The organism is Streptomyces sp. NPDC002574 (assembly GCF_042889545.1).
Lineage (GTDB): Bacteria > Actinomycetota > Actinomycetes > Streptomycetales > Streptomycetaceae > Actinacidiphila.
The window spans coordinates 301,076-317,263 of sequence record NZ_JBIARB010000002.1 but is presented as its reverse complement, the minus strand read 5'-3'; the positions used below and the strand labels follow the sequence as shown (position 1 = coordinate 317,263).

The 16,188-nt window shown below is 69.9% G+C and carries 15 protein-coding genes; 8 read left to right on the top strand and 7 right to left on the bottom strand.

Features of this window, described 5'->3' with window-relative positions:
- Positions 1–55: 55 nt before the first annotated feature.
- Both ACFYXS_RS05315 and ACFYXS_RS05310 read right to left on the bottom strand, forming a co-directional pair.
- The gene (locus ACFYXS_RS05315; RefSeq protein ID WP_389244081.1) at positions 56–223 is read right to left on the bottom strand and encodes a hydrophobic protein; all 168 of its coding nucleotides are present in this window, start codon (positions 221–223) and stop codon (positions 56–58) included.
- Positions 224–707: 484 nt separating this feature from the next.
- Positions 708–1,229 (bottom strand): hypothetical protein, encoded by a 522-nt coding sequence (locus ACFYXS_RS05310; RefSeq protein ID WP_389244079.1) that lies wholly within the window; start codon positions 1,227–1,229, stop codon positions 708–710.
- Between the two features lie 237 nt (positions 1,230–1,466).
- On the opposite strand from ACFYXS_RS05310, the gene ACFYXS_RS05305 reads away from it, so the two are divergent.
- Positions 1,467–2,891: a helix-turn-helix domain-containing protein gene (locus ACFYXS_RS05305; RefSeq protein WP_389244077.1), complete on the top strand. Its 1,425-nt coding sequence runs from the start codon at positions 1,467–1,469 to the stop codon at positions 2,889–2,891.
- Here ACFYXS_RS05305 and ACFYXS_RS05300 read toward each other — a convergent pair.
- Positions 2,849–4,159 (bottom strand): HEAT repeat domain-containing protein, encoded by a 1,311-nt coding sequence (locus tag ACFYXS_RS05300; protein WP_389244075.1) that lies wholly within the window; start codon positions 4,157–4,159, stop codon positions 2,849–2,851. The genes ACFYXS_RS05305 and ACFYXS_RS05300 overlap by 43 nt on opposite strands.
- 134 nt (positions 4,160–4,293) lie before the next feature.
- Here ACFYXS_RS05300 and ACFYXS_RS05295 point away from each other — a divergent pair, with 134 nt between their 5' ends.
- From ACFYXS_RS05295 to ACFYXS_RS05275, 5 genes are all read left to right on the top strand, one after another.
- Positions 4,294–4,533, top strand: coding sequence for a hypothetical protein (locus ACFYXS_RS05295; RefSeq protein ID WP_389244073.1), 240 nt, complete (start codon positions 4,294–4,296; stop codon positions 4,531–4,533).
- Between the two features lie 148 nt (positions 4,534–4,681).
- Positions 4,682–5,641: a hypothetical protein gene (locus ACFYXS_RS05290; protein WP_389244071.1), complete on the top strand. Its 960-nt coding sequence runs from the start codon at positions 4,682–4,684 to the stop codon at positions 5,639–5,641.
- 134 nt (positions 5,642–5,775) lie between these two features.
- Positions 5,776–5,955, top strand: coding sequence for a hypothetical protein (locus ACFYXS_RS05285; protein WP_389244069.1), 180 nt, complete (start codon positions 5,776–5,778; stop codon positions 5,953–5,955).
- A 210-nt stretch (positions 5,956–6,165) separates the two neighbouring features.
- Entirely contained in the window at positions 6,166–6,576 is a 411-nt protein-coding gene (locus ACFYXS_RS05280) for a hypothetical protein (protein WP_389244067.1), read from the top strand.
- A gap of 704 nt (positions 6,577–7,280) precedes the next feature.
- On the top strand, positions 7,281–8,372 hold the full coding sequence (locus ACFYXS_RS05275) for a PP2C family protein-serine/threonine phosphatase (RefSeq protein WP_389244065.1): 1,092 nt from the start codon (positions 7,281–7,283) through the stop codon (positions 8,370–8,372).
- A 163-nt stretch (positions 8,373–8,535) separates the two neighbouring features.
- Here the strand turns inward: ACFYXS_RS05275 and ACFYXS_RS05270 are convergent, their stop codons facing one another.
- Both ACFYXS_RS05270 and ACFYXS_RS05265 read right to left on the bottom strand, forming a co-directional pair.
- Complete coding sequence (locus tag ACFYXS_RS05270; RefSeq protein ID WP_389244696.1) at positions 8,536–9,048, bottom strand: glycine-rich domain-containing protein; 513 nt, start codon at positions 9,046–9,048, stop codon at positions 8,536–8,538.
- Positions 9,049–9,865: 817 nt separating this feature from the next.
- Positions 9,866–10,498 carry a hypothetical protein gene (locus tag ACFYXS_RS05265; RefSeq protein WP_389244063.1) on the bottom strand — a complete coding sequence of 211 codons (633 nt, stop codon included), beginning with the start codon at positions 10,496–10,498 and terminating at the stop codon, positions 9,866–9,868.
- Positions 10,499–10,695: 197 nt separating this feature from the next.
- On the opposite strand from ACFYXS_RS05265, the gene ACFYXS_RS05260 reads away from it, so the two are divergent.
- On the top strand, positions 10,696–11,271 hold the full coding sequence (locus ACFYXS_RS05260; protein WP_389244061.1) for an ArsR/SmtB family transcription factor: 576 nt from the start codon (positions 10,696–10,698) through the stop codon (positions 11,269–11,271).
- A gap of 34 nt (positions 11,272–11,305) precedes the next feature.
- Here the strand turns inward: ACFYXS_RS05260 and ACFYXS_RS05255 are convergent, their stop codons facing one another.
- Both ACFYXS_RS05255 and ACFYXS_RS05250 read right to left on the bottom strand, forming a co-directional pair.
- The gene (locus ACFYXS_RS05255) at positions 11,306–11,773 is read right to left on the bottom strand and encodes a hypothetical protein (RefSeq protein ID WP_389244059.1); all 468 of its coding nucleotides are present in this window, start codon (positions 11,771–11,773) and stop codon (positions 11,306–11,308) included.
- Positions 11,774–11,877: 104 nt separating this feature from the next.
- Positions 11,878–14,121 (bottom strand): RICIN domain-containing protein, encoded by a 2,244-nt coding sequence (locus tag ACFYXS_RS05250; protein ID WP_389244057.1) that lies wholly within the window; start codon positions 14,119–14,121, stop codon positions 11,878–11,880.
- A gap of 529 nt (positions 14,122–14,650) precedes the next feature.
- Here ACFYXS_RS05250 and ACFYXS_RS05245 point away from each other — a divergent pair.
- Positions 14,651–16,132, top strand: coding sequence for an aldehyde dehydrogenase (locus ACFYXS_RS05245; RefSeq protein WP_389244055.1), 1,482 nt, complete (start codon positions 14,651–14,653; stop codon positions 16,130–16,132).
- The last annotated feature ends 56 nt before the right edge of the window (positions 16,133–16,188 follow it).

Sequence of the window (16,188 nt, the reverse complement as noted above, 5' to 3'; positions counted from 1 at the left end):
GGTTCGCGGCCCTGCCGGCTGCACGAACCCCACCCCTGGACTGAGCGGTGTCAGATCACCATCGGTACCAGCGGCGACGTCCGCCGCCCTCGGCGGCCCGGAAGACGAACCCGAGCGCCCACACCACCAACACGATGATCGCGATCCACCACAGCGCCTTGAGGGCGAACCCCGCGCCGAACAGGATCAGGGCCAAGAGCAGAACAAGCACCAAAGGAACCATGTCATCAACCTCCTGACTCCGCGTCTGCCCCGCTTGTCGGTCGCTATGCGTAACCCTCGGAGCAGCGGCGAAGCGGACCAAGTGACCACACGGGCCCGCGCCCTGCGCGCGGCGGCGACGGCTCCGCGCGAACACCTCCCTGCGGCAATAGTTGCCGCAGGGCATCGATTCACTCACGGCTACTGCCGCGAAGCCCTCGAGGCCGATGGTGTGAAGGCACGCCGCGTCGGCTGAGGGCCCGCACCGCGCGGGCGGAGCCTACGGGCCCCGGCCCCGGCCCCGGCCACCTGGCGGCCCCCGAGGAACATCAGCGGCGCCCGCCCGGCGACTCTCCGCCGGCGGGCGCCGTCGCAAGAGCGGCGCAGGGGACGGGCGACCGTGCCGTCGGGGGCACGGACGGAGCCCGTACCCCCGGGAGAGCATCCCTCGACCCGCCCCCGGTGTCCTGTGCCGGTCGGGACGGACCGGACGGCACGGCTCCGCGTCAGCGAGCGCTGGTGGTCTCGATGTCGACGATGTGGTCGTAGCGCTCCAGCAGCACGAAGAGCTTGATCTTCTGGGTCGTCGCCCCGCTGCCGTAGGTCATGGTGACGATGACCTCGTGGCCGTTGCCCACGGCGCCGTTGTCGGTCACCTTCCACCGCGCCGGGACGTTCTGGGCACGCAGGACGCCGTCCGTGCCGTTGTCCTCCTCCCAGGCCGCCAGCCGCTGCGCGAACTCGGTGTTCAGGTAGTGCTTGCGAAGCGCCGTGGCCAGCGCGCCGTCCGGGTCCTCGTAGTCGCCCTTGGCGTCGATGTACGCGCCGTAGAAGTCGGCGACCCGGGTGACCGCTTCGCCGTTCGTGCCGCTGACCGACGGCGCGGCGACGGCGGACACCTTGACGGGGGCGGTGACGGACGCCTGTGCCGACGCGGTGAGCCCCACCGGCAGGGCCGCGGCGGCGACGAGGCCGGCGATCAGAACGGTGCGGCGGACGTGCTTGCGGGAGGTCGTGTTGCTGTTCATCAGTGTGGTTCCCCGATTTCGATGGGTGCGGAAGTACGTCGCTGTGCGCGGGGCGGCCTCCTCGACCCTCGTGGTGCGGAGGACGGCTCCGGCGACACCAAGAGCATCGGCGGCGTCGCGGTCCGGGGACAACGGACGGCGCCCCATCCGCAACGGTGGAACCATCCCAGGCCTGTTGACCTCTCCTTATAGGGAGTGCCTGGGATGCCGTCCTGGGACGCGAGGCGGGGGGAACCGGTGTCGACCCAGGACGAGGTGGAGGAGTTCGCGGCCCTGCTGCGGCGTCTGAAGGCCCGCACCGGGCGCAGCTACGCGGCACTCGCACGCCGCCTGAACATGAACGCCTCGACGCTGCACCGGTACTGCGCGGGGGACGCCGTGCCGCTCGGCTACGCACCCGTGGAACGGTTCGCCGCGATGTGCGAGGCCAGTCCGGCCGAACGGATCGAGCTGCACCGGCTGTGGGTCCTGGCCGTGGCGGCACGACAGCGGTCCCGGGCGTCGGGCGAAGCCGCACCGGAGGTCGCCGGAGCCCGCGAGGCGGGCAGCGAGGACTCCCCCGTCGATGGACCAGCTGAGCTCGTGTCCGCGGTGGCCGCCGACTCCGCCTCCGAGGCGGCCGCCGACTTTGTGCCCGCCGCGGCGCCCGGCCCCGCGGCCGGCCCGTCGGCGGAACCCCGGCAGGCCCCCGAGAAGGTCCTTGCGGGCTCGTCGCGCGAGCCCGACGCAGCATCGCGCCCCGCCACGCGAATACCCTGGCACAGGCGCCGCTCAGTGGTCACCGCAGCTGTCGTGACCGCGCTGATCGCCACTCTGGGCAGCCTGTCCGCCCTGCGGTCCGGCTACTCCTCGGCCACCGGCGACGACCAGGGGTCCGGCACGACGACCACCCAGGCCGCGGGCGCACGGCACGGCTCGCCGACACCGTCCGCACCCGCCTCCGCCACGCGCCTCCGTCCGACCGGCGCGCCCTCACCGAAAGCACCCGCCGTAGGCGAGCGCTCATCGAGCCCGTCCACGAACCCCTCCACCGAGGCCTCCCCCACCGCCCCGCCCCTCACCTGGACCTCGAACTCCCAGCTCTGGGACGTCGGTTGCCTGCACGACTACGTCATCAACAAGCCACCCCAGCAAGTACCACCACCCCCCGCCCCCCAGGACGCCGCCCCTTGGGCCCGCACCCAAGGCGCGGTCCACGGCGGCCACATACTCCTCTCCATCTCGGTGCAAGGGCGGACGGACACGGCCGTCGTCCTGGAGGCACTACGGGTCCGCGTCATCGGACGCACCGCCCCCGTCAAGGGCACCGTCTACTCCACCGGCCAAGGCTGCGGCAGCGACATGAGCCCCCGCTCGTTCGCCGTGAACCTCGACAAGGACCGGCCCATCGCCCGCCCCGTCCCGGGCAACGACAGCGGAACGACCACCCCGGCACTCCAGATGCCCTACCGAGTGTCCTCCAAAGACCCCGAAGTGCTGTTCGTCGACGCCCGAACCACCAGCTGCGACTGCCGCTGGTACCTGGAACTCGACTGGTCCTCCCAGGGCCGCACCGGCACCGAACGCATCGACGACCACGGCCTGGCGTTCCGCACCAGCAGCATCGAAGGCCTGCCGCACTACTGGTACGCGAACCGGGGCTGGAGCCTCCTCGACAGCTGAGCGGGGCCAACCGCACGCCCGCCCCTCGGCGAGGGGTCGGGCAGGCACGGGCCTACTGGCCGGCCTCGGCAACCCCGGCGTATACGCGCAGGTCGGCGCGCCTGGTCGGCACCCCCCCCCCACCGACGCAAAGCGTCCATGGACGGCCAGGCGGTCTCGTCCCGGTCGGCGACGAAACGCACGACACGCTGCTGCACGTTGCTCAGGTCGGCGAAGGACTGCGGCGGTTCGGCGGGATCGCCCGGGAAAGCCAGGGCGAACAGCATCCGCGCCGTGTAGTACCTGTCATAAAACCCTTCGGCGCCCGTACTGGCAGCCAGGCCGACGAGCATGGCATCGACCGCCTGGAGCGTCGTGGCCTCCGACATCTCGGCCAGGGCCATCGCCGCGAGGCCGCTGTAGGAACCGCTCAGGAACGACATGGTCTCGGTGTGCCCAGGCGGCCGGGCGACGACCTGCGTCAGCACCTCGACAACGGCCGGGCCGGCGATGCCGAACCGCGTCAACGCGAACGCGGAGGCCCAGCGCAACTCGACGACCGGACTGTCCTGGTAGCGTCCGATGAACGGAACGATCGCCGGATCGCCGAGCAGGCCGAGAGCGACCACTCCCGTCGCTGCCGCGCCGGGCGAGCCTTCATCGACGACGAACGCCTTCAAGAGCGGAATCGACATTCCCGCGGACTCAGGGAACCACGCCAGCAAATTCGCCGTCTCGGCCCGCAGTTCAGGGCTGTCCGCAGTCAGCAGGACAGCGAGGGCGGGAAGTGCCTCCCGGACGGCGTCATAGCAACGCACCGAGGCCTCAGCACCGATGAGCACGTGCGCCCAGATCTCCTCGCGCTCCTTGCGTTGCTCTTCGTCGGCCGCTTCGCCGATCCACCGAGCCGAGACGTCGGCTTCACCGCGTAGATTCGCCAGGTTGGTGCGGTCTTCTTGAGGGTCGTAGCCGTTCGGCAGACAGTTGTTGTCCAGCCCGATCGCGATGGCGACCAGCAGACCGACGAACCGATGCCTATTGACCAATCTCGGGTCGAGTGCCATCCGCACGAGGAACGGAACGGTGTACACCGCGGCCTGCGATCGCGTGCCCTGGTGCACGATGTGGTTCGCGAGCTGCGCACTTGGCGGGTACCGGCCGTCCCAGACCCCCGCCTGCATCGCCCGGAGGTGTCCGGGGACGTCGTCGGCCATGCCGTAGGAATGGTGCAGCTGGGCCCAGGGCACGTCGTCGAGGCCGGCAAGAGGGTCGTGGTCGTGGTCCGTCACGGCAGCAGATCCTGGCACAACAGGACCAAGGCGGCGCTCTGGCCCCCTGCCGGCTGGAGCGTCGGACTGTGGGGCAAAGGGGCTCGGCATACGCTGGTGATCAGGCGTCATCCCGCGACGAGACAGGGTCGATCATGGCAGTCGAACCACGGCACGATGTGCGTCCGCTGCGTGCACGTCTGCGCGGCTACCTCCTCGCCGTGCCGATCGCCGCCGCGTGGGCGGTCGTAGGCCACTGGTGGGTGCCTGAACGGTGGTCGGCGAGCATCGTGGCCGTGCTCCTCATCCTTGCGGCATCCGTGCTCTACGGCGAGATCCACGCGTGGCGACTCCGTCGCGTCCGCCGACCGGAGATCAACGGACCGCAACCGTAAGCGTCTGGGGCGTGACGACGCCGACGAACAGCGCCTGCCATGCACGCACGCCCGCGGTTCCAGTTCACCGGTCGTCGGCGCCCTTTCCGTACTCGTCGCCTGAAAAGCGTTCGTCGCCCTTCGTCCACCTGAACTAGCTTCGCTCCGCATGGGAGCACGAGCGCAATACGTGGTGGTCGAGAACGGCGCCTGGAAGCGGTACTACTCGCACTGGGGCGCCAACCGGGTGGTCGACGATCTGCTGCCCGGTCCGGACGCGGCGACACGCTGCTTCCGCGCCAACCGGGAGATCGACGAGTGGCTCGACGATGTGTGGTGCGAGGGCGCCGCACTCGTCGACCACGACCGCCGGATCCTGCTGTGGTTCGCCGACTGCGGCGGCTGGGCCGATCACCTCGCCGCCTGCGCCGTAGTGGCCCGGACATGGCCCGGCTGGGACCTTCGCTTCGCTTACGACGGCATGGGTGCTCTGACCCACCACCTGGGCCTCGGGAGGGACCTGACGCGTGAGCCGGGCTGGTTCGAGACCTTCGAGCCGGCCGGGTTCGCGGACACCGAGTACCCCAACCCCAGCTCCGTCGTCTCCCTCCGCCTGCCCGACGGAAGCGTTCGCGCGTGGGGCAGCGACTGGGAACCCATAGAGCAACTCGCCTCCGGCCCCGGCCTGATCGACCTGCTCGCCGCGACGCCGGCCACCCCCGCGCTCACCGACATGCCGCACGGCGGCGTCCATTTCGACCCGCAGGCCCGCACAGTCTCGCTCTGGGCCGTGCGGACCGTGGTCGGCATCCATCATTGGCCGTTGCCGCGCTGGGAGAACTGGGTCCTGGACTTCCACGGCGCCGACCACTCCCAGCAGGCCGGGCTGCTCCCCCCGGACTTTCCCTTCCCTAGGCCCCCGATCACGGCCGCGCTGCGTCGGCTCGGCCGCGTCGTCCCGCCGATCGACATCGGCGCACTGTCTGCCCTCGTCGCCGATGAGGGAGCCACTGTCGTGGTCAACCCCGCCGCGCTGGTTCCGCACGAACCGGCCGATCCCACCCCCGCCGAACTGACCGCGGCGCGTGCGGCGCTCGATGCGCTGCTCCTGGAGGCGGAGAACGGCTGATCAGCGCTTCATGGACTTCCCATGGCGCGGATCGGACAGGCACCGCGGCCATCTCGTGGGCCGGCGGGCCGCCATGCCAAGATCGCGCAAACGCCCGCGTGTATCGTCATCCGCCGCGGACCTCGGAGGAGCGGATGGAAGAGATAGTCGGCGCAATCGTGCGCGCCATCCTGCGCAGTGTCGCGTGGATCATCATGGAGCTGATCGGCGATGCGCTGCTGGAAGGGCTGAAAAAGGGCATCAAACGGATATTCCGAGTGTTCCGGCCCCGCCGGGTGGCGCCTGCGGCGAAGGTCCCGCCGGAGAAGCAGTAACGAGCCGGAAGCTGCGCCGCACAGCAGGGGCAGGACCGCGTCGCCGCAGGTCAGCCTTTGCCCAGGATGGTCATCGTCCGCCGCCTCAGCCTTCCGACCTGGCACGACGTAGACGCTACTATCGGCCCGTGACGTCACATCCCGCGGATGCCGCGTAGATCCGCGCACAAGCTCAGGGCCGCCTTGCCCGGTGGGCGAAGCGATGCCGCGGTGAGCACGCTGCTCATCGGCGCGTGCCCGGGGCTGCCTGCGTGTGCCGCCGTTCACACGTACCTCTTCGTCAATGCCCTCGACATGATCACGCGCAGCGACAGCAGAATGGCCGGGCTCGGTCCGAGGCGGCCGCTCCGCCCAGGCGGGCCGCTCTATCCGACGGAGAACCCGTGCACGGTGGATGTGGCGACCCAGGAGCAGCCCGAACCGGGGCCCGGCAGACTGACCGTCCGAGTCCGGCTCCGAAGCGAGACGGTCGTCTGGTCCGATCTGATGTACCCGGGCCTCGATGGAAGGCCTGTCGAGGAAGTTCGCTTCCGCCTGGACCAGTACCTGGGCGAGGTCGAGCGAGCGTACGCGGCGTTGCCGCCCGTTGACGACCAAGGCCGCCGACCTTTGACGAGCTGATCGCCACTGCGGTGGTGCGCGGCTCCCGGCCGACTCGTGCGCCGGGACTGCACCGAGGACGGGTCCTGGATTCACGCCCGCGGACGCACGCCTGCCGATCTCGACGTCGTGCGAGCCGAACTCCCCGGGCCGTGGGTCTGCTGACCCTCAACCCACAGCGGGGCAGGCGGTGTCAGGCAAGGCCCCTCCGTTCGTGCGGGCGTACGCCGGTACGTTCGCGGGAAGGCCCGCTTCCGCCGCCGAGGTGTCGAGGTCCGCCCGCACAGCCTCCTTCGTGAGCGGTCCGGTGCCCGCGGGCCGAGGCTGAGGCGACGTCGACGCCGGGGCTGCGGACGTGCCGGCGTCGTCGGTGTCGCAGCCCACGGCTCCGAGCGCGATGGCCGCTACCGCCACGACGGCCCGCTTCATCCTGCGCACAGCCGTACCCCCAGGTCGGGGGCTGTGTGCCCCCGTGATCAGGGGAGGATTGTGCCACGCGGTCCTGAAAGAGCGACACGAATGATGCGGCAGACCAATCGCCGAACCAGCCGTGCCGTAACGACCCGAGCGCTCACGGCGCACACGCTCGGCGTACCCCCGCCTGGGTGGTGACCGCCGTGGGGTGGAACACGGCGTGGGCCGGTCAGGTGACGTGGGGAGCGGGGCGGATGGGGGGCGGTTAGCCTGAGCTGACCAGGGGCCCAGCAAAATCGGGAGCTACGCACGTGGCAAGGCTGGGAGCGTGGAAGTGGGTAGGGAAGTGGAGCCGCCTGCTGCCGGCCCTCTTGCTTCTGGTTGCCGTACTGATCGACATCAGTACGCCCCGCACCGTCAGCGCTTCGGCCCTTTACGCGGCTGCGATCTTGTCGGCAGCGCCTCTGCTGTCCCTACGGGGCACCGTCCTCACCGGGGTGATCGCGCTTCTCGTCGACTGGTTGCTGTTCCGGCGTTTCGGGTATCGCTGGAGTGCGATCGCGTTCAGCGAGCTGATCATGGTTGCGACAGTGACCGTGATCGCGGTCTTCCTCAATCGCGTGCTGTACCACCGGAAGATGCAGCTGGAGTCCGTCCGTGACATCGCGGCGGCTGTTCAGCGTGCTGTTCTGCCACGCCCGCCGGACAGAATCGGTCCGCTGTGCTTTGCCGCACGCTATGAGGCCGCTCAGGCGGATGCGCGGATCGGCGGGGACCTCTACGTCGTGGTCGACACGCCGTTCGGCGTGCGCTGCGTGATCGGCGATGTTCGGGGCAAGGGGATGGGGGCCGTCAGGGCCGTCGCGGTCGGTATCGGGACCTTTCACGAAGCAGCCCGGCACGAGCCCACCCTGACCGGTCTCCTGGAACGGCTGGAGCAAGCCGTCGTCCTCGAAGCTCAACAGTCCGGGATCCTGACCGAGTTCGAAGGCTTCGTCACAGGCGTACTGGTCGAGTTCCCCCCGCGGGGCAACGAGGTCCGACTGGTCAACCGAGGCCATCCGGCGCCCTTGCTGATCCTCGGAGACACGGTGCGATATGTCGAGCCCTCAAGGCGAAGCCCGCCCCTGGGCTTGGGGGCTCTCGACCACAGCCCCGCGTGCGTCGACACGATGGCGTTCCCCGACGGGGCCACTCTCCTGCTCTACACCGATGGACTCACCGAAGCACGGAACGAGACGGGCATCTTCTACGACCCCACCGGCGTATGCACGGAACATCGCCATGCCGGCCCAGACGCGCTTCTCGACGCTCTGGTCGCCGACCACTGCCGACACGCCGGTGGCCGGAGAGCTGATGACATGGCGCTCCTCACCATCACCCGTGTGCCCAACAACTCATGACCGATGAGCGTGCGCCGGCCATTCGGGCCTTCGCCATCCGAGCGGAGCACCATCTTGTGCACGACGCCCGCGGCCAAGGTCGCGTGGGAGAAGCGGCCCGGAACCCCGTTCATGGGGCTCCGGGCCGCTGTGCTGCGTCGTGGCGCCGGTCAGACGTGCGGCATTACCACCAGATGACGGCGTATCCGGCGCCGCCGTCAGGGGCAACTCGTCGGTGGAGCGCGCCGCCGTCGCCGCCGGCACCTGCCCCCGACGGCGTGGGTTCGACGATGCCGTTGACCGCAGGCTGACCCCCCTGGCCTGCCGGCCCATCGGCAGTGACGGGTGGCTGACCTGCGGCGCCTTGACGGGTCGTACCGCTGGTCAATTGACAGGTGCCCATTCCGCCAGGACTGGTCGTCAGGGGAAGGTGGCCCCCGAAGCGTCCGCCGGCGCCGCCGCGTGCGGTGGCGGTGACACCGCCATCGCCGGACATAGTGGTGTCCGCCCCGTCGGCGCCGTCCTGCCCGGTGGACGGGCTGCCTGCCCCGCCCTGACCGACGACTACTGGGTAGGCCGTTCCGGGGGTCACCGGGACGGCGCACCAGGCGAAACCACCGGCGCCCCCGCCTCCGCCGAAGGGGACGGAAGTCAGTTCTTGACTGGCGCCCCCGCCGCCCCCGCCCCCGCCCCACATCTGCACGAAGACCTTGGTGACCCCGGCGGGAGGAGTGAACGTCGCGGCTCCGACGGTGAAGTCCACCAGGTCGTGGGGAGCGGCGTCGATCCCAGGCGGCCCGACCGGGCCCTGACTGCCGGTGTCGCCCATCGGCCCTTGCGGCCCCGTGGGCCCCTGCGGGCCAGTCCCGCCCTGAGCCCCCTGAGGACCGGCAGGTCCAGCGGGGCCCTGCGGGCCGGGAGGTCCGGAAGGGCCGGGAGGACCGGAAGGACCGGGGCGCCCCGGACGTCCGGGGTAGCCGGGGCGGCTTGGGCACCACCCGGGGAAGTCGGGGAAGAGGAAGCACGGGTCCGCGAAACCGGCCGGCGCGGCGGGTTTCACCGCTTCAGCATGGCCGTCGTTGGCGCTTCCCGCGTACGCACCACCTGCCAGGGCACTGGACGCCAGGGCCACGCTCGCAGCCGACGTCCACAACCGGACACCGCCTCGACGCAGCCGCCGGGGCGCCTGAGGCATGGCTATTCGGGACAACACGTCACCTCCAGGAAGGGGCCCGCAATGGACAGCGGACGCCGCCCCACCGGGAGAGAAGAGCCATCGGGACGGCCACGAGCCCACAGCAAGACTCGCCCTGCGTTGCCCGTAGTGCACATCGGGTAGGCGACCGGGTGATCACACGCCTTCAACGGCAGTGCTCCGGCACTGCTGGTGGGTGCAGCGACAACGGCTGCGTCAGGCGTGCGGCGCATCCATGTCGATGGGAGGACCCTGCAGGTGACCCGTGGCGCGGCTCAGGCGGCAAGAACCACGTCACCTGGCCTACAGGTGCTGACGCCTACTCAACCTCACCCGTCTGCGCATAGGGCCGGATGGCCACCGTGACATCCATGTCGAAGGCGTTCGTCCCGGCCGCGGACGGCAGGCCCAGGACCCGGTCGAGCACGCGCCTCAGGGGGCCGCAGCCAGTGGTGCCCGGGGCGGCGAACTCCGCGTCCTGGGCGCCGAAGGCGGCGACCAGGGGGTCCTGGGATATCACCCGGGTGGGATCGGTGTCCTTGAGCACCAGGTGGACCGCGTCGCGATCGTTGCCCACCGAGCAGCCCGACGACGGCATGCCCGGCAGCCCGTGCGCCCAGCCTATGGCGAACTTGATGTCGAACTCGCCGCGCCGGGTGTCGTCGGACAGGAAGTCCGAGTAACCGCCGTACTGCGGGGTCAGGGTCAACGGGGTGCCTCCGACCTGGACCGGCGCAGCGGTCATCCCCCCGAAGATCTGGCGGTATTCACCGTCCACACGGCCTTCCGCGAAGGTGATCCTCATGGGTTCGGTGAGCGGCTCGTCGACGGCGCCCATGCGGAGGTGCCCTGTGGCGTGCATGGCCTCGCAACGCCAGGTCCCGGGGTCCGCTCCCGCGGGCAGCTCGTCGACGGTCGGGCAGGCCGAGAAGTCGAACTCGGGTGGACTCACTGCCCGTTCGACTCCTCGCGCGGGTGCGGCGCCCAGGACGAGCCCCACAATCAGGGCCCCTGCGGCAGCTCTGGTGAAGCGGCGGACTGCGGGATTCGACGTCACTCGGTTCGGTGTCATGCGTCACAGCATTGCAGAGATTTCTCTGCAGAGGAAGGTCTGCAGAGAAATTACTGCTGTCTGGATAGACTGACGCCATGACGAAAGAGCGCAGCGCGGAAGCCGCAGAGCAGCAGCGCACGGTCAACAGCCCCGAGGTGCTCAAGGCCCTCTCGCACCCCCTGCGCCTGCGGATCCTGCGCCACCTCGGCACAGCGGGCCCGGCCACCTCGACCACGCTGGCCGCCGCCCTCGGCGAGAACACCGGGACGCTCAGCTACCACCTGCGCATGCTGGAGCGCAGTGGCCTCATCGAGGACATCCCCGAGCGCTCCACCGGGCGTGAACGCTGGTGGCGCGGGGTGCGCGGCCTCGACATCCGCAGACCGCCGCAGGACGAGCTGACGGAGGCCGAGCGCGTCCTGTCGGCCGAGCTCGACCGGATGAGGATGGAGGAGGACGTCGAGCTCGCCCGGCAGTTCACCGCCGGACAGGCGGAGTCCGAAGGCTGGATGCGAGGTTCACGCAGCCTCGTCCACCTCACGAAGGACGAGCTGGACGCGTTCCACGACGATTATCTGACCCTGCTCGCGCGCTATGCCCGCGGGCCCGAGGACGCCCCCGACGACGCACGACCGGTGCTGCTCCGCTGGTTCGGCCTGCCCGCCGACTGACCGGCAGGGCGGCGCAAGGGAGTCCGACGGCCGCTCAGTCGCGTGCGAATCTGGCGGTCTCGTTCCGCCACAGGTCGGTGCCGCTGAAGGGGTTGCGCTGAAGCCGCCCCTGCAAGGTGCGCACCAGGAACCCCACGATGCCGTACTCGTAGCGGGACCACGCCGGCTCGTCAGGACCGTGGTGCCTGCGGCAGACGACGACCGACCACGCGTCCGGCTCACCGTTGGTGCTCCAGAACGCGCCGTCGCCGTCGGGGGTGTATCCCCAGACGAAAAGGCCGCCGTACACCAGGTACTCCGGATAGAGGCCTTCCACGCCTTCATCCGGGTAGGCCTCGCTCGGAGAGACGCCGGAGACCTTTCCGACCTCGGAAGCGCCGACCGGAGCATGGATTCCGAGGTAGTGCGAGATCTCGCCCGGACCGTACGTCTCCATCAGCCACAGATAGTCAGCGGGCAACGCGGTCCCGTAGCCCCGCACGATCTCGTCCGTGCTCAGCAAGCCCGCCCACTTCTCAGCGGGCGGCTCGAGGAGCCGCAACACGCAGGGGCCGGCCCGGTTTCGGGCCGGCCCCTGCGTCCGGTGCGGGAAGGGTGCGGACGGGTCTACGGGTAGCTGACCAGGTAGGCCACGTTGCTGGAGGCCGTGACCTGGTTGCCGGTGTTGTCGATGATGTGGTTGATGGTGCCGGCACCGCCCAGGACCGTGGTGACCATGCTGTGGAACTTCACCGTGGACGCCGTGGGCACCTCGATGCCGTGGCCGAGCACCAGGGACGGGTTGTCACGGAGGTAGGCGTAGACGCCCACGCCCCATGCCTCGTGCGAGGTGACCGAGTTGGCGACCTTGTACGAGGCGTAGCCGAGATCGCCGCCACTGGTGGTCCAGGCGGCCTGGTTGGGCACGTCGTAGGGGGTCTCGCTCTGGTAGAAGTAGGTGCGGCCACCGTTGCCGTTCCAGGTGGTCTGGTACTTCTGGTAGTGCTCGACCGCCAGGCCGTACATGGTGACGTTGTTGCCGTTGACGATCAGTCCGTTGGCGGCCGGGTTGGTCGTCCAGCCCACGCCGTTGGTGTGGTCCCCGCGCCACAGCCACAGGTCGTCGCCGATGACGTCGTTGCTGTTGACGACCAGTGTCTGGGTGGCCTTGCCCGGGATGTCGCCGCCGATGCGGAAGAACACGTCGTGCAGCACGATCGGGTCGGCGGCGTGACCGGCGGTGGACCCGGCCGGGCCGACCTGCATCAGCGTGGCGGAGTTGGTGGTGTTCGCGCTGATCAGCAGTCCGGCGATGTCGATGCCGTCGACGTCGGCCGTGGTGATCGCGGCGTTGCCGTTGTCCGGGACGAGGGTGGCCAGGCCCATCCCGAGCACGACTGTGTCGGGGCGGGTGACGTTCAGAGCGGCGGACAGGTGGTAGACGCCCGGCGTGATGATCAGGTTCTTGCCCGCGGCGAGCGCGTTGTTCATCGTCGTGGCGGTGTCACCGGGCTTGGCGATGTAGAACTGGTCGATCGGCAGCGAGGTCCCGGGGGGCGTGCCGTTGACCCAGTCCGGCCCCTGGACGTTGGTGCGCGGTGACGGGACGAAGACCTTCCAGGCGCCCGTACCGTCGACGTAGACGAACGGCTTCTCCCGCATGACCGGGCTCTGGGCCACGGTGGTGTAGGGAGGGTTGGGGAAGGACGTGGCCGGGGCGCCGGTGTCACCGACGAAGACCATGTTCCAGTTGCGGCCGGTCCAGCCGCCGTTCAGCGCGGTGTTCCGGGTCAGGAACTGCTGCTGGGTCCCGGAGTTGACCTGGCCGGATATCCGGGAGTCGGCGATGAAGCCCCCGCTGGACCAGTTGGTGCTGGTGCCGTGGGTGTCGTCCCACAGCTTCACGCTGCCGTGCACGTCCATCCGCCGGAACGGGTCGGCCTGCGAGACGGCCCACATGGTGCTGCCGGAGCTGGGGCTCAGCGACATGTTCTCGACGTCGCGCCAGAAGTTCTGCGTGGCGTTGCCGTCCTCGAGGTGGCCTTCGACGTGCACGCCGCCACCGGTGATCGAGACCTGGGTCGGCGACAGGCCGAGCCCGGAGACCTGCGTGTAGTAGCCGACGGGTATGTCGACGTTGTACGTGCCGGGAGTGAACAGCAGGGCGTTGCGCTGGGTGCCGAACTCGTTGGTTCGCTGGGTGGCGTAGACCGAGTTGACCTTCGACTGGATGGCGGCCGCCGACATCGACGGATCGAAAACCGTCACGTTGGGGCCGAAGTCCGGTGTGTTGGGCGGCGGTGTGACGCCGCCGGAGAGCGCGAAGGACTGGGCGGCGGTGCCGTTGCAGGTGTACTGCTGCAGTTGGACGCTGTCCGCGGTGGACGCCGACGGGACATCGAGGCACTTCCCGCTGTTGCGGTTGACGAAGTGGTAGGAGCCGGAGGCCTCGGCGACCGGCAGCCACTGCTGGTTGGTGCCGCCGCCGTAGAGCCACAGCTGGGTCAGCGCGCCGTCGGCGGTGGAGACGTCGGTCTCGTCCCATACCTGATTCGGCGCGGAGGCCGCGCCGATCCGGTAGTAGCCGCTGTCGGTCGCGGTGAACTGCCAGGACTGGGCGGCGGTGCCGTTGCAGGTGTACTGCTGCACGGCCGTGCCGTTCACGGTGGTCGCGGCACGCGCGTCCACGCACTTGCCGCTGTTGGCGCTGACGACGGTGGTGGGGATGGTGGGGATGGTCGCCGCCCCGGCCTCCGGGGCGGCGAGCAGGGTGATGCCGGCGGCGACCGGCAGCAGGGTGGCGGTGGTGAGGACGGTGGTGAGTCTGCGGTGACGGCGGACTCGGACGAGCACGGCGGGAGCGTTGGTCACGCGTGTCTCCTCTGTCGCGTTGCGGGGTGCGCGAGCTGGATCGGACGGTAGGAGCCGGCGGCCCGGGCGTCAATACAAACCAAAAATTAAGTCGTGAATTATGGGGCCCGCATGAAGATATGACGGATCGTCAGGATGCTCGGTACCGACTCGCTCCTCGGCAGGACCGGCACTCGTCGGCACATGGCTGCACGATGTGCCGCGACGTTCCGCTCACGCCTAGGGACGTTCGGTAACGAGGAGGGCGGGTCTGGAATCACCCCTTTGTTCATTTTTGGGAGTGTTGTTAGCATTGTTTGCATATATACGTTATCGGCGCTAGGCTCCCTTGTTGTTGGGCTGGAACACCACCCATCCACCGAGGACGACGACCGGCTCGGCTTCCGCCCCACCACGGGCGCCCCGGGCCCCGGCGCCACCGCCGGCCGTTCCCGACGCCGGCCCGTGCCGCTCGTCCCGTCGGACCTCCGATGCCGCCAAGCGTCGTGATCCGCGCGATCCGCGACGTCCCCGAGCAGGAGAACATCCCGTGACCATCACCATCGACAACCCCGTTCAGCAGCTACTCATCGACGGCACCTGGCAGCAGGCCGCCGACGCGCACACCTACGTCGCCCGCGACCCCTTCACCGGCGAGGTCGCCTCGCGGGCCGCAGCGGCCGCTCCCGCGGATGCCGTACGCGCGTGCGACGCCGCCGAACGTGCCTTCCCCTCCTGGGCCGCGCTGCCGCCCAACGAACGCCGCCGCCTGCTGTGGGCCGCGGCCGAGCGACTGGAAGCACGGGCCGCGGAGATCTGCGCGGCCATCACCGCGGAGATGGGCGGCACCGCCGGCTGGGGTCACTTCAACACCACCGCCCTCGCCGAGAAGTTCCGCTACGCGGCGAGCGCCGTCCACGAGGGCCTCACCGGCCAGCTCATACCCTCCGAAGTACCGGGCCGCACCTCGATCGCGGTCCGCAGGCCGGTCGGCGTGGTCGCCTGCCTGATCCCGTGGAACGCACCGGCTCTGCTCGTCGGCAACTCGGTCCCCACCGCGATGGCCCTGGGCAACACCGTGGTGATGAAGGCGTCGGAACAGACCCCGCGCACGCACGGCCTGGTCGCCGAATGCCTCGCCGAGGCCGGACTCCCCGACGGGGTCTACAACCTCGTCACCAACGCCCCCGCGGACGCCCCCGACGTAGTGGACGCGCTGATCGCCCATCCGGCGGTCCGCAGGGTGCACTTCACGGGCTCGACCCGGGTGGGCCGGATCATCGCCCAGAAGGCCGCCGCGCACATGAAGCAGGCGATCCTCGAACTCGGCGGCAAGGCACCGGCCCTGGTCCTCGCCGACGCCGATCTCGACCGGGCGGTCAGCGCCACCGCCTTCGGCTCCTTCGCCAACTCCGGACAGGGCTGCCTGTCCACCGAACGCATCATCGTCGACCGTTCCGTCGCCGACGAGTTCACGCGGCGACTGGCCGCCCTCGCCGCCACCGTCAGGTGCGGCGACCCCCGCGACCCGTCGACGATGCTCGGCCCGGTCGTCGGAGCGGACAGCATCACGCGATTGTCCGGCCTGGTGAACGACGCCGTCACGGCCGGCGCGCGGCTGCTGACCGGCGGAACGGCCGACGGCCCGTGCTTCACACCCACCGTGCTCGCCGACGTCACTCCCGACATGCGCGTCTACCGCGAGGAGTCCTTCGGTCCCGTGGTCGCCGTGATCTCCGTCGACGGGCCCGAGGAAGCCCTGCGCATGGCCAACGACAGCGACTACGGGCTGACCTCGGCCGTCTTCAGCCGGAACATCCCCCTCGCCCTCGACCTCGCCAAGCGCATCAACGCCGGCATGTGCCACATCAACGGCACCACGCTCGACGACGAGCCGCAGAGCCCCTTCGGCGGCGTGAAGAACAGCGGTCACGGAAAGTCCGGCGGGCGCGCCGGGCTGGAGGAGTTCACCGAACTCCAGTGGATCACCATCGAAGGACCCCAGCCGCCGCGCTACCCCATCACGGAGTGACCGCGCCGCCCGCGAGGCCCACGCACAGGAGTCAACGGGAAAGCGGCACAACCGAT

What these genes read in the sequence shown, in the direction of transcription:
- ACFYXS_RS05270 (WP_389244696.1), bottom strand. Translation starts at nt 9,048, where the DNA reads ATGTGGGGCGGGGGCGGGGGCGGCGGGGGCGCCAGTCAAGAACTGACT.
- ACFYXS_RS05260 (WP_389244061.1), top strand. Translation starts at nt 10,696, where the DNA reads ATGACGAAAGAGCGCAGCGCGGAAGCCGCAGAGCAGCAGCGCACGGTC.
- ACFYXS_RS05285 (WP_389244069.1), top strand. Translation starts at nt 5,776, where the DNA reads ATGGAAGAGATAGTCGGCGCAATCGTGCGCGCCATCCTGCGCAGTGTC.
- ACFYXS_RS05295 (WP_389244073.1), top strand. Translation starts at nt 4,294, where the DNA reads ATGGCAGTCGAACCACGGCACGATGTGCGTCCGCTGCGTGCACGTCTG.
- ACFYXS_RS05310 (WP_389244079.1), bottom strand. Translation starts at nt 1,229, where the DNA reads ATGAACAGCAACACGACCTCCCGCAAGCACGTCCGCCGCACCGTTCTG.
- ACFYXS_RS05290 (WP_389244071.1), top strand. Translation starts at nt 4,682, where the DNA reads ATGGGAGCACGAGCGCAATACGTGGTGGTCGAGAACGGCGCCTGGAAG.
- ACFYXS_RS05315 (WP_389244081.1), bottom strand. Translation starts at nt 223, where the DNA reads ATGGTTCCTTTGGTGCTTGTTCTGCTCTTGGCCCTGATCCTGTTCGGC.